The organism is Roseburia sp. AF25-13LB (assembly GCF_003478915.1).
Classification (GTDB): Bacteria; Bacillota; Clostridia; order Lachnospirales; family Lachnospiraceae; genus Roseburia_C; species Roseburia_C amylophila.
The window spans coordinates 188,515-201,700 of the sequence record NZ_QUFO01000001.1; the positions used below are offsets into that span (position 1 = coordinate 188,515).

Here is a 13,186-nt window from a genome sequence, read left to right on the forward strand (position 1 = left end):
AATATAAAATGTAAAGAAAGGGAGGTGAAAATGATGCAGGGTTGTGGAAATGAAATATTTTCCATATTTAATCGTTTTCATCGTTTGAAAATCTCATCAATTCTGCCGGGGGTCTCATCCGTGGAAATGGGAACCTTAAAGACCATCGAGCATTGCCGCAAAGAAAAAGAGATGGCTACCAAAGAGACAGATGCCAAAGAGCCGGATAGCAAATCGATAGATGCAAAGGTTACGGTATCGGAAGTGGTACGTTATATGCGTGTGGCAGCACCGGCGGTGTCCCGGACACTTCGTTCCCTGGAAGAGAAAAAATATGTTGAACGTATGGTGTGTGAGGGTGACCGGCGGAATGTTTATGTGAGAGTAACTGAGGAAGGAAAAGAGGTTTTAAATGAATGCAACCGGATTTTGAGTGAATTATTAAAGTCGGTTACGGAGAAAATGGGAGAAGAAGATATGAACCGGCTGATTGGCTATCTGAATAAATTAGAGCAGATAGCAGAGCTTGAGATTGAAAAGAGAAGACAGTTGAAACAGCAATTAAAATAGAAATATTTTATAAATAATATAGAAAAGGAAGGAACAGGAAAGATGCGGAAAATATTTAAAAATATGCTCCCGTACTGGCATATCATCGTGGTAATATTTCTCCTCCTTGGAGTGCAGGCCTATTGCGATTTGTCGTTGCCACAATATACATCCGATATCATCGATGTAGGAATCCAGAATAAGGGAATCAAACATATTTTGCCGGAAAAGATGCCGGAGGAAGAATATCAGCTGGCAGAACTTTTTATGACAGATGGTGAAAAGGATACTTTTGAAGCGGTCTATGAAAAAAAAGACGATACTTATGTATGTACTGCGGATAAAGAGACATTAGAAACATTGGATGATGAACTACTGACACCAATCGTACTGACTTACCGTATGGCAAATATGAGTGAAACGGATTTTAAGAATACGATTGCGGAAGCATTGGAGCAGAATCCGCAGAACCAGATTACCAAAGAAAGCCTGGATGAGATGTCCATTGAAGAAATCGGACAGATGATGCAGATGGAACTGACCACATATGAAGCGGAAAATGATGATGGCGAAATGGTAACTTATGTGGATATGCGTCCGATGATGAAGCAGCTGATTGCAAGCGGTGCAATGACGCAGGATGGTATAGCACAGTCCAGAGAATATATGGAAAATATGATAGATTCTGTGGGAAGCAGTACCTTACATGCCATGGGAACAGCATATGCAGCATCCTGTGACGAAAAGGCAGGACTTGATGTGGAGCATATCCAGAAGAATTATCTCTGGTCAGAGGGTGGAAAGATGGCAGCTATGTCATTGCTCATGCTGGCAGTTGCAGTGGTAGTCGGATATCTTGCATCCAGAGTCGGCGCAGGAGTCGGAAGAGACTTAAGAGAGAAAATCTTTGGTAAGGTAGTAGGCTTTTCCAATACTGAGATGGATAAATTCTCTACCGCTTCCTTAATTACAAGAAGCACCAATGATATTCAGCAGATTCAGTTTGTAACAGCAATTATGCTTCGAATGCTTTTATATGCACCAATCATCGGAATTGGTGGAATTTATAAAGTATTAAAGACCGGAGCACATATGGAATGGATTATCGTAATGGCAGTACTGGTAATTTCCGGACTGGTTATGGTGTTGATGTCCATTACACTTCCGAAGTTCAAAATAATGCAGAAGTTAGTGGATGCCCTGAACTTAGTATCCAGAGAGATTCTTACGGGACTTTCCGTAATCCGTGCTTTTGGAAGAGAAAAAAAGGAAGAAGAGCGGTTTGATGAAGCAAACCGGAATCTTACCAGAACACAGTTATTTACCAACCGTGTCATGACTTTTATGATGCCGGGCATGATGTTTATTATGTATGGAGTAACCATACTGATTGTCTGGGTATCGGCACATCGTATTGATGCCGGACAGCTTCAGGTAGGAGCAATGACCGCATTTATTACTTATACCATGCAGATTGTTATGGCATTCCTGATGCTTACCATGATGTCTATTATGCTGCCGCGTGCCGGTGTTGCAGCAGACCGGATTGATGAAGTTATTACTACAAATTCTTCTATTATAGAAAAGGCAGAAAAAGAAACAATTGAAAAACATACCGGAAAAGTGGAATTCCATCATGTAAACTTCCGTTATCCGGGTGCGGATGAAGATGTACTGGAAGATATTGATTTTACAGCAGAACCGGGAAAGACAACAGCGATTATCGGAAGTACCGGCTGTGGAAAGTCAACGCTGGTTAATCTGATTCCGAGATTCTATGATGTAACAGCCGGTAAGATTACCTTAGATGGTGTGGATATCCGGAATTTAAGTTTAGCTGAATTAAGAGATGAAATCGGATTCGTACCACAGAAGGGAATTCTATTTTCAGGAACCATTGCATCCAATCTGAAATTTGGCAGACCGGAAGCTACGGAAGCAGAAATGAAAGAGGCTGCAGAGATTGCACAGGCAACAGAATTTATTAATGAAAAGCCGGAAAAATATGACAGCGGGATTGCACAGGGTGGAACGAATGTTTCCGGTGGACAGAAACAGAGATTATCCATCGCCAGAGCAATCGCAAAGAATCCGGATGTTTATATCTTTGATGACAGTTTCTCGGCACTTGATATGAAGACCGATGCGGCACTGCGTAAAGCATTGGAGTCAAAAACAAAAGAAAGCAGTGTAATTATCGTAGCACAGCGAATCAGTACCATTTTACATGCCGACCAGATTCTTGTATTGGATGAAGGGAAGATTGTCGGAAAAGGTACGCATGAAGAATTATTACGGGATTGTGAAGTATATCAGCAGATTGCACAGTCACAGTTATCGGCAAAGGAATTGGGATTAGAAGAGGGAAAGGAGGAAAAATAACATGAGTAATGAGCAAAGTTATCGTGCACCACGTCGTAGAGGTCCGGGAGGACCAATGGGCAGTGGAATGATGCCGGGTGAAAAAGCAAAAGATTTTAAGGGCTCTTTCCGGAAACTTCTTTCTTATATTGGAAAATATAAAATTGGAATTGTTGCAGTTATGATACTTGCAATCTGTTCTACCGTATTTTCTGTATTAGGACCAAAGGTAATGGGTAAAGCTACTACGGCATTGGCAGACGGTCTGATGAATAAAGTAGCAGGAACCGGTGGAATTGATTTTACACTGATTGGAAAGATATTATTATTTACTCTTGGCTTATATATTATCAGTGCGGTATTCAGCTTTTTTCAGGGGTTTATTATGACTGGAATCACACAGAAAATCTGTTATCGTATGCGTAAAGAGATTTCTGAAAAAATCAACCGTATGCCGATGAAATATTTTGAAAGCAGAACTTATGGGGAAGTTCTTTCCCGTATTACCAATGATGTGGATACTTTGGGACAGAGCTTAAATCAGAGTGTGACACAGATTATTACCAGCGTGGCAACCATTATCGGAGTGCTTGTGATGATGATTTCTATTTCACCACTGATGACACTGATTGCATTAGTAATTCTTCCGATTTCAGCGTTGATGGTTTCAGCAATTGCAAAATTTTCACAGAAATATTTCCGTACCCAGCAGGAGTACTTGGGACATATTAATGGACAGGTGGAAGAGACTTATTCCGGACATTTAGTTATCCAGGCATTTAATAAAGAAAAGGAAACCATAAAACGGTTTAATGATACAAACCATGTATTATATGAGTCTGCCTGGAAATCCCAGTTTTTATCCGGAATGATGCAGCCGGTTATGGTATTTGTCGGTAACCTTGGCTATGCAGGCGTGGCAATTTCCGGTGGAATGCTTGCAATTAACGGAACAATCGGAATTGGTGATATTCAGGCATTTATCCAGTATGTAAAGAGCTTCACCCAGCCAATCCAGCAGATTGCACAGGTCATTAACCAGGTACAGTCCATGACCGCAGCTTCGGAACGTGTTTTTGAATTCTTAGGTGAAGAGGAAGAAGACCAGACCACAGAAAATGCAGTGGAATTAAAGGATGTTCGTGGAGAAGTAGAATTCTCCCATGTGCATTTCGGATACAATCCGGATCAGATTATCATTAATGATTTCTCAGCAAAGGTAGAACCGGGACAGAAGATTGCCATTGTAGGACCAACTGGAGCCGGTAAGACTACCATGGTGAAGCTGCTGATGCGTTTTTATGATGTCAACAGTGGAAGCATCAGATTAGATGGTAATGATATCAGAAACTATAACCGCCGGGAGCTAAGAGATGCCTTCGGCATGGTACTTCAGGATACCTGGTTATTTAAAGGTACTATTATGGAAAATATCCGTTACGGAAGACTGGATGCCACGGACGAAGAAGTTATTGCAGCAGCAAAAGCAGCCCATGCCCATCATTTCATCCAGACATTGCCGGGGGGTTATAATATGGAATTAAATGAGGACGCCAGCAATGTATCCCAGGGACAGAAACAGTTGCTTACCATAGCCCGTGCCATTTTAGCAGACAACCGGGTATTGATTTTAGATGAAGCAACTTCTTCTGTTGATACCAGAACAGAGCACAGAATCCAGAAGGCTATGGATAACCTGATGAAAGGAAGAACAAGTTTTATTATTGCCCATCGTCTGTCTACCATTCGTGATGCTGATCTGATTCTTGTTATGAAAGATGGTGATATTATTGAACAGGGAAATCATGAAGAACTGTTACAGAAGAATGGTTTCTATGCACAGCTTTATAATTCCCAGTTTGAAGAAGCTTCTTAAATAAAACCTTTGATTTTTTTATATAGATGTGTTAGTATAAATAAGCTGCAACCGTAGTCTAATGGATAGAACGTCAGACTCCGACTCTGATAATGCGGGTTCGATTCCCGCCGGGTGCATTTTATAATTTATATTAACACATTTTTTTGCGGGATTTATGTCCCGCAAAACTTATAAGAAACGTTTTTCATTATTTACACGGGCAGCTCACAAAGCATGCTTTTTTTGGGGGGTCACGGGTAAGGTTAGGAGGACAGATATGAAAGCGTCAGAAATCAAAGAAAAAATGAGTAAGATATCAAAGAATGATATAAGTAGTTTCTTTCAGAAGAACTGGAAATATTTTACTGCAGTAATATTATTTGTTGTATTGGCAGTAGTAATGATAAAATTCAGCAGTGGAAATAAAGATAAAGATAATGGACTTTCTACGGAACAGAGTACCGAATCAGAGAGCTTTCAGGTAGATGCCGTTCCGGAAATCAATACCCTGATGCAGAATTATTACAATGCATATGCGGCAGGTGATCTGGCAACATTACAGACCTATGCAACACCTGTTTCCGAGAATGAACAGAGCCTGATTACCATGATGTCACAGTATGCAGAGAGTTATCAGAATATCAAATGTTATACTAAGTCAGGATTAGAAGCAGATTCTTATCTTGTCTGTGTAACGCTGGATTTGAAATTCGCAGGAGTAGATACTACAGCACCTGGTATGGAGTTCTTCTATGTAAAGAAGAATGAGCAGGGAGCACTTTATATTGATAACTTATACAGCAGCTTTAACCGTCATTATAAAGAACAGCCGACCGATAATAATGTGGAAAACTTAATCAGTAGTTTTGAAACACAGGAAGATGTCATTGCATTACAGGCAGAAGTACAGGCAAATTATGAAAAAGCAATTGCTTCAGATGAAAATCTTTCTAATATGGTAACGGTTACAATTGCTGATGCATATAATGCATGGGCAACAGCAATCGCACAGGCACAGGCACAGCAGCAGCCGGCAACAGAGGAGACACCGGCGGAACCAGAGACACCGGCGGAACCAGAGACACCGGCGGAACCAGAGGCACCGGTGGAACCAGAGACACCAGCTGAGCCGGAAGTGACAACGGAGACGGTATATACACTGGATAAAGTAAATGTCAGACAGGAACCGAATGAGTCCGGAGCATTACTTGGAACAGTTGAAAAGGGAACTGCACTGACAAGAACCGGTACGACAGAAGATGGATGGAGCAGCATTGATTACAATGGTACACCGGCATATGTAAAGAGTGACTATGTTTCAACAGAAGCACCGGCACAGGAGCCGGCGGCAGACACCAGCGGAATCGCAGCGGGCACTAAGATTACATTAACCAATACGGTTAATATCCGTTCCTCTATGAGTGAGACCGCATCCAAGGTTGGTGTTGCTTATGCAGGAGATTCTGTTACTGTTCAGATGAGCTATGCAGAAGGGTGGACAAAAGTCACCTGGAAAGATAAAGAAGGATATGTTAAGACAGAGTTCTTAAAATAATAAATAGATGGAGGTCTTAGGACCTCCGTTATTTTTACTTTACAGGAAATTGCTTTCCTGTAAAGTAAAAAACGCTCCGCGAGGATGTACCAAGACACATTCTTTGTTCCGCGGGCAGCGAGAAAATTTGCACAGGGTGAAAATATCGATGGAAGAAAACGGAGTCAGAATCAATAAATTTTTAAGTGAAGCAGGATATTGTTCCCGGAGAGAAGCTGACCGTCTGATTGAGCAGGGACGCATTACGGTAGATGGAAAAGTTCTTTCTGTTGGCTGTAAGGTGAAGCCGGGACAGCGAGTGTGCGTAGATGGAAAAGAAATAAAAAAAGAAGAGGAAATGATTCTTCTTGCATTTAATAAGCCGGTGGGCATTGTCTGCACTGCTGCAAAAGACGAAAAAGACAATATTGTTGATTATATTCATTATCCGAAACGTATTTATCCGGTAGGAAGACTGGATAAAGATTCCCAGGGACTTATATTATTGACAAATAATGGGGATATTGTAAATAAGATGATGCGTGCCGGGAATATGCATGAAAAGGAATATGAAGTTACCGTAAATCATGACATAACGGAGGCATTTTTAAAGAAAATGTCCGGGGGAGTTCCACTGGAAGAACTTGGTGTGGTTACAAGACCATGTGCAGTAGAAAAACTGGATGTGCGTAAATTCCGAATCATATTAACCCAGGGGTATAACCGGCAGATTCGCCGGATGTGTGAGTATTGCGGATATAAAGTAGTAAAATTAAAGAGAGTCCGCATTATGAATATAGAACTGGGCAGTCTCAAAAAAGGAAAGTACCGCAGAGTAACGGCGGAGGAGTGGACTGAGCTGAACCGGCGCATTTTAAATTCCAGCAATACAACAGTAATGCCAAAATAGATTGAGGGTAAGGAGCATATCCATGGATGAGAAGAAGAGAATCGAGGAACTGGTAAAAACGTTAAATGAGGCGTCCGAAGCATATTACAATGGACAGGATGAAATTATGTCAAACTATGAATGGGATGGCATGTTTGACGAACTGACCCGGTTAGAAGAAAAAACAGGATATATTCTGCCGGAAAGTCCGACACAGAATGCCGGATTTGAGGAAAGCAATGGTGAACGGGAAGCGCATGAATATCCGGCACTTTCCCTTGCCAAGACGAAACGGATTTCTGATTTACAGGTGTGGGCGGGAGAAAGACCAGTCTGGTTATCCTGGAAACTGGATGGATTAACATTGGTAGTAACTTATGATAACGGAAAACTTGTTAAGATTTTAACAAGAGGAAATGGAACCGTCGGCAGCAATATCACATTTATGAAGGATGCCATTGAAGGGATTCCAAAGACTGTAAAATATAAGGGACATCTGGTAGTCCGTGGCGAAGCGGCTATTACCTATACAGATTTTGAATTAATCAATGATACCATTGAAGATGATGATGAAAAATATGCCAACCCGAGAAATCTTGCATCCGGAACTTTAGGTCTGGATAAGAGCAATCTTGATAAAGTAAAGGAACGCCATATTCATTTTTATGCATTTACACTGGTGCATCTGGATGAAACAATGTCATCCTGGGGAGAACGGATGGATTATCTTGAGAAGCTTGGATTTACGACAGTAGCACATGAATTGACCGATGCGAAAGGGTTGGAGGAAGTTGTAGAACGCTGGACAAAGAAGGTAGAAGATGGTGAAATGGATATTCCGGTAGATGGACTGGTTATCTGTTATGAAGATAATGATTATGCCCAGACCGGTAATGTTACCGGACATCATGCGTCAAGAGCCGGTTATGCGTTTAAATGGCAGGATGTCTCTGTGGAGACCACATTAAAATATGTAGAGTGGTCCTGTGCGGCATCTACCATTTCTCCGGTAGCAGTATTTGAGCCGGTTGCACTGGAGGGAACCACCGTAAGCCGAGCCTCCCTTTGTAATATCAGTGAAATGGAACGTCTTGGAATCGGAGAAGATGGGAAGACAACACTTGATATTATTAAAGCAAATAAGATTATTCCAAAATGTATCGGCGTAAAGAAAAAGGAAGGAACTTTTACGATTCCGGAATTCTGTCCGGTATGCCATGCCAGAACGGAAATCAGAATCAGTGAACACAGCGGAACAAAGACTTTACATTGTACGAATCCGGACTGTACCGCAAAGCATGTAAAAAAATTCAGCCGCTTTGTCAGCAAGCCTGGCATGGACATTGACGGATTGTCCATACAGACCATGCTAAAGTTTATGAACTTAGGATATATCCATTATTTTGAAGATATTTATACACTTAAAAATCATGCGGATGAAATCCGCTCTTTAGACGGATTTGGCGAGAAATCCTGTAACAATATGCTGCAGGCAATTGAAAAGAGCAAAAACGTTGATCCGGTACATTTTATTTATGCACTATGCATTCCGCAGATTGGCACCGATGCAGGAAAGAAAATGATTGCTGCCCTTGGCACAGGAGGTTTCTTTCAGAAACTGCATGCAGGGGAAGGATTTGAGGATATTGACGGAATCGGACCGGAGCGTTCGACTTCCATGCTGGACTGGTACAGACAGAATCAAAACCGTCATACGGTAGCTGCATTAGAAGAAATATTAAACATTGCGGAAGTAGAGCCGAAGGTGACAGAGGGAGGAACCTGTGAAGGACTTACCTTTGTCATTACCGGTGATGTCCATCAGTTTAAAAACCGTACCGAATTTAAAGAGTATGTGGAGAGCCAGAACGGTTCTGTTACCGGCAGTGTTTCTAAGAAAACAAATTATCTTGTGAATAATGATATTGAATCCACATCATCAAAGAATCAGAAAGCAAAGAGTCTTGGCATTCCGATTATTTCTGAAGATATGTTTGTGGAACGTTTCGGAAAGTGAATTGCATATTGAAGTATTCGTAAAATTAAGGTATTATGAAATGAGATATGTGTATATGATGAAAAGAGGTTAGATAATATGCCGATTAAGATAATGAGCGATTTACCGTCCAGAGAGATTCTGGAAAGGGAAAATGTGTTTGTTATGGATGAGGGAAGAGCAGAACATCAGGATATCCGCCCAATCCGGATTGGAATACTGAATCTGATGCCATTAAAAGAAGAAACGGAACTGCAGTTGCTGCGTTCACTTGCAAATACACCATTACAGGTTGATGTTACCTTTTTAACGGTATCATCCCATGAATCAAAGAATACATCCATGAGTCATCTGAATCATTTTTATCAGACAATGGATGAAATCTGGGATGAGAATCTGGACGGACTGATTATAACCGGAGCACCGGTAGAAACCATGGAATACGAAGAGGTGGATTACTGGAAGGAAGTCTGTGATATTATGGAGTGGTCTAAGACCCACGTAACATCAACCCTGCATTTATGCTGGGGCGCACAGGCTGCTCTCTATTATCACTATGGTATCCCAAAATATATGCTGGATGAGAAAATGTTTGGAATTTTCGAACATCAGGTAAAGAACCGCAAAGTACCACTGGTAAGGGGATTTGATGACCGCTTTATGGCACCGCATTCGAGACATTCCGGAATCCGTAAAGAGGATATTGAGAAGGTAAAGGATATTACCATTCTTGCAGAATCAGAAAAAGCAGGTGTATTTCTGGCAATTGCCAATGAGGGACGCAAAATTTTTGTAATGGGACATCCGGAATATGACCGTTATACATTGGATGAGGAATATAAGCGTGATCTGCAGAAAGGGATGGATATTGCCATGCCGGAGAATTATTATCCGGACAATGATATCAATGCAAAACCATTACTGCAGTGGCGTTCACACGGTAATATGTTATATGCAAACTGGCTGAATTATTATGTGTATCAGCAGACACCATATGATTATATCAATACCAGAAAAATTGTGGGAAAATAAGCAGATTTCTTTTTGGAAAAAGGCTTAAGAAAATACAGGGGGCACAATGAAAACTGAGAAAAAAGGTGTAGAGGGACAACTTGATATTTTCGAAGCAATGAATCGTGCAGCAGATGCCATAGACCGGATGGTGGAAGAAGACCAGAAGAAAAAGAAGGCATCCGGAAATAAAACGGAATCCGGAGAGAAGTCTGCAAAAGCTGTAACCGGGCAGAAGAAAAACAAAGAGGATAAAATCATCCGTGGCTGTGATATGCATGCATCCATGCAGAAGACATTTCTAAACCCCGAAGACGGCGATTTTGCCATGATTGCTTATATTGACTACAACAAGGTTTATATCAGGGAATGGAATTCCCCGGCAGCGTTATATACTTTCGAAGAGTCAAAGAAGGCTGTGGATTTTTATATCGACAAACTGACGAAGATAAAGGCGGCAGGAATGGCAGAAGAAACAACAGAGCAGGAACCGTTCAGTGATGTAAAATATCTTTCAGATAATATCTATGCAGAGTGTGAGGGATAAGAATGGAGCATTTAGTATACTACGATATTGCGGCTGCATTTGTTCTTCTGACTGCATTAGTTGCGTATCATTTAAGAAAATACAGTGACAATTTTCAAAGCAGGGTATACCGCGTAATGTTGTATGCTCTGCTTGTCGTGTCTACCAGCGACTTTTTACTGTTCTGGAAGGAAATCACTTTCGGAAAAACAGGAACTACAGTCCTGCTCTATATCTGTATTTTAGGGCAGGTTGTGGCAGCGGCAGCTTATCTTTTGTATATTCTGTGCCTGACAGGAAGAGTGGAACGCTTTATCCGGAAGGAAAAGGGATGGTTGTTTGTACCGGCCTGGATTGTAATCGCATTGCTGGTAGTACAGTTATTTATACCATATCTTTTTAAAGTGGGAACGGATGGCAGCTATCAGAGACAGAATGGAATTATGTTATTCTACCTATGTATGATTTATTTTTATCTGATGGGGGAAGTGTTTCTGGTTCGTTTCCGAAAACGGCTCAGCTTTGAATTATTATTCTCTACGACTGTATTTGCAGTTGTAAGTGTGTTTACACTGGTGCTTCATATTGCATTTCCGGGTTTCCGGTTTCAGTTTTTTGGAATGGCAATGTGCGTACTTTTATATCTGATTTCTTCGGAAAGACCACAGGAATATACGGTGCCGGAGCTTGAAATTATGAACCGGAGGGCATTTTTAAAAGAGTCAGAGGAACGCCTGTTAGGAAGTGAGCGTTTTCCGATGCTTGTCATTAAAGTGCATAATTTAAAGGTGATGCGGCAGACATTGGGAAATGATTCTGTCAATGAATTCCTGAAGGAAATGGCGGCATTTTTTCGTAAGCTTATCGACAATTCCCGTATTTACCAGTTTTCACAGAGCGTATATGTGCTGGCGTTAGACCGGAAGAAGAAGGATATTGATTCTTCCTTACTGATCCGGCAGATTCTGAACCGGTTTGAACAGCCATGGCATTCCGGCAGTGTAGAGACAAAATTCCGGATTCATATCAGCAGTATTGTGTGTCCGCGTGATACGAATAATCTGAATGGATTAATTGACTATATCCAGTATATGCGTTCAATATCATCTGAAAATGGAAATGTAGTATTAAAGACTGCTGAGATGGATATTGACCGGCCAAAGAGGGAACTTCGTATCCGGAAACTTTTGAATGATGCAGTAGACCATAAAGGTTTCGAAGTCTTTTACCAGCCGATTTATTCGGTGACAGAAAACAGAATCGTATCTGCGGAAGCACTGGTCCGGCTGAAAGATCAGAGTATGGGCTACATTTCTCCGGAAGAATTTATTCCGATTGCAGAAAAGAGCGGAATGATTATGCAGATTGGAGAATTTGTATTTGAGACAGTCTGTCGTTTTATCCAGGAAAAGCAGCTTACGGACTATGGCTTACAGTATATAGAAATAAATCTGTCTGTGGTGCAGTGTATGCAGGAAAATCTTGCCGAGAGGTTGACGGAAATAATGAAGAAGTATCATGTAGCACCAGCCCAGATCAATCTTGAGATTACTGAGACAGCGGCAGCCCATAGTGATATGTTGGAAAACAATATCAAGATACTGCATAAGCAGGGCATTGAGTTTTCTTTGGATGATTATGGCTCGGGATATTCCAATACGGATTATCTGTTCCGGTTTCCATTCCGTATCGTAAAAATTGATAAAACCATTCTGTGGGAAGCATTTAAAAATGAAAAGGCAATGATTGCATTGCGTAATACTATCCGCATGATTAAAGAACTTGGGCTTGAGATTGTGGTAGAAGGAGTAGAAAACCAGGAATATGTAGATTATCTGACAGAACAGCACTGTGATTATCTGCAGGGATATTTTTATTCCAAGCCGATTCCGGACAGAGATTTCTTAGAACTTTTACGCAGGGAAAATGCACAATATTATGCGGAAAGGTTTTCAAAAAATGAATTATCTGATATAATAACCACATAATATTTTTGTAGGAGGCAAAACGATGGCAGATAATAGAAAAGTTGTTAAAATAAAAGAAGATAACCTTGGGGAAGTACATGTGGCAGATGAGGTCGTTGCTATTATTGCAGGACTTGCAGCAACAGAAGTAGAAGGAGTTGCATCCATGGCTGGCAATATTACCAATGAACTGGTGAGCAAACTTGGAATGAAGAATTTATCTAAGGGTGTTAAGGTAGAAGTGGCAGAGAAAACGGTCAGCGTAGAAGTAGCTTTAAATATTTCTTATGGTTATTCTATTCCGGAAGTATCTGAGAAGGTACAGGAGAAAGTAAAATCTGCAATTGAGACTATGACAGGATTATCCGTAGCAATTGTTAACGTCAGAATTGCAACGGTTGACATGAAAAATACGAAATAAAACTTTTGTGATAACCGCAGATGTAGTATAATAAAGAATGCTGTTAAAGCATTCTTTTTTATAGTTACATGGAAGACCAATAATGAAAGGATACA

At 40.9% G+C, this 13,186-nt stretch carries 10 protein-coding genes and 1 tRNA gene; all 11 read left to right on the forward strand.

Translation table 11 applies throughout. From position 1 onward, the window contains the following. Nucleotides 1-30 precede the first annotated feature (30 nt). Nucleotides 31-549 carry a MarR family winged helix-turn-helix transcriptional regulator gene (locus DWY37_RS00910; RefSeq protein ID WP_117947078.1) on the forward strand — a complete coding sequence of 173 codons (519 nt, stop codon included), beginning with the start codon at nucleotides 31-33 and terminating at the stop codon, nucleotides 547-549. 42 nt (nucleotides 550-591) lie between these two features. After that, entirely contained in the window at nucleotides 592-2,910 is a 2,319-nt protein-coding gene (locus tag DWY37_RS00915) for an ABC transporter ATP-binding protein (protein ID WP_118541565.1), read from the forward strand. Between the two features lies 1 nt (nucleotide 2,911). Continuing rightward, nucleotides 2,912-4,765: an ABC transporter ATP-binding protein gene (locus DWY37_RS00920; protein WP_118544398.1), complete on the forward strand. Its 1,854-nt coding sequence runs from the start codon at nucleotides 2,912-2,914 to the stop codon at nucleotides 4,763-4,765. Nucleotides 4,766-4,812: 47 nt separating this feature from the next. Next, nucleotides 4,813-4,884, forward strand: a tRNA-Arg gene (locus DWY37_RS00925). Nucleotides 4,885-5,024: 140 nt separating this feature from the next. Further along, the gene (locus tag DWY37_RS00930) at nucleotides 5,025-6,302 is read left to right on the forward strand and encodes an SH3 domain-containing protein (protein ID WP_118541563.1); all 1,278 of its coding nucleotides are present in this window, start codon (nucleotides 5,025-5,027) and stop codon (nucleotides 6,300-6,302) included. A 148-nt stretch (nucleotides 6,303-6,450) separates the two neighbouring features. Further along, complete coding sequence (locus DWY37_RS00935) at nucleotides 6,451-7,191, forward strand: pseudouridine synthase (protein WP_118541561.1); 741 nt, start codon at nucleotides 6,451-6,453, stop codon at nucleotides 7,189-7,191. A 22-nt stretch (nucleotides 7,192-7,213) separates the two neighbouring features. Then, nucleotides 7,214-9,187 carry an NAD-dependent DNA ligase LigA gene (gene ligA, locus DWY37_RS00940; protein ID WP_118541559.1) on the forward strand — a complete coding sequence of 658 codons (1,974 nt, stop codon included), beginning with the start codon at nucleotides 7,214-7,216 and terminating at the stop codon, nucleotides 9,185-9,187. A 78-nt stretch (nucleotides 9,188-9,265) separates the two neighbouring features. After that, nucleotides 9,266-10,198: a homoserine O-acetyltransferase MetA gene (metA, locus tag DWY37_RS00945; RefSeq protein WP_022243236.1), complete on the forward strand. Its 933-nt coding sequence runs from the start codon at nucleotides 9,266-9,268 to the stop codon at nucleotides 10,196-10,198. Between the two features lie 46 nt (nucleotides 10,199-10,244). Continuing rightward, nucleotides 10,245-10,724 (forward strand): hypothetical protein, encoded by a 480-nt coding sequence (locus DWY37_RS00950; protein WP_117698585.1) that lies wholly within the window; start codon nucleotides 10,245-10,247, stop codon nucleotides 10,722-10,724. 2 nt (nucleotides 10,725-10,726) lie between these two features. Then, the gene (locus DWY37_RS00955; RefSeq protein ID WP_118544397.1) at nucleotides 10,727-12,691 is read left to right on the forward strand and encodes an EAL domain-containing protein; all 1,965 of its coding nucleotides are present in this window, start codon (nucleotides 10,727-10,729) and stop codon (nucleotides 12,689-12,691) included. Between the two features lie 22 nt (nucleotides 12,692-12,713). After that, the gene (locus DWY37_RS00960; protein WP_022243233.1) at nucleotides 12,714-13,091 is read left to right on the forward strand and encodes an Asp23/Gls24 family envelope stress response protein; all 378 of its coding nucleotides are present in this window, start codon (nucleotides 12,714-12,716) and stop codon (nucleotides 13,089-13,091) included. The last annotated feature ends 95 nt before the right edge of the window (nucleotides 13,092-13,186 follow it).

Bases quoted from the DNA above. Each gene is read 5' to 3' on its own strand.
- ligA (WP_118541559.1), top strand. From the start codon at position 7,214: ATGGATGAGAAGAAGAGAATCGAGGAACTGGTAAAAACGTTAAATGAG.
- DWY37_RS00930 (WP_118541563.1), top strand. From the start codon at position 5,025: ATGAAAGCGTCAGAAATCAAAGAAAAAATGAGTAAGATATCAAAGAAT.
- DWY37_RS00935 (WP_118541561.1), top strand. From the start codon at position 6,451: ATGGAAGAAAACGGAGTCAGAATCAATAAATTTTTAAGTGAAGCAGGA.
- DWY37_RS00910 (WP_117947078.1), top strand. From the start codon at position 31: ATGATGCAGGGTTGTGGAAATGAAATATTTTCCATATTTAATCGTTTT.
- metA (WP_022243236.1), top strand. From the start codon at position 9,266: ATGCCGATTAAGATAATGAGCGATTTACCGTCCAGAGAGATTCTGGAA.
- DWY37_RS00915 (WP_118541565.1), top strand. From the start codon at position 592: ATGCGGAAAATATTTAAAAATATGCTCCCGTACTGGCATATCATCGTG.
- DWY37_RS00955 (WP_118544397.1), top strand. From the start codon at position 10,727: ATGGAGCATTTAGTATACTACGATATTGCGGCTGCATTTGTTCTTCTG.
- DWY37_RS00950 (WP_117698585.1), top strand. From the start codon at position 10,245: ATGAAAACTGAGAAAAAAGGTGTAGAGGGACAACTTGATATTTTCGAA.
- DWY37_RS00960 (WP_022243233.1), top strand. From the start codon at position 12,714: ATGGCAGATAATAGAAAAGTTGTTAAAATAAAAGAAGATAACCTTGGG.
- DWY37_RS00920 (WP_118544398.1), top strand. From the start codon at position 2,912: ATGAGTAATGAGCAAAGTTATCGTGCACCACGTCGTAGAGGTCCGGGA.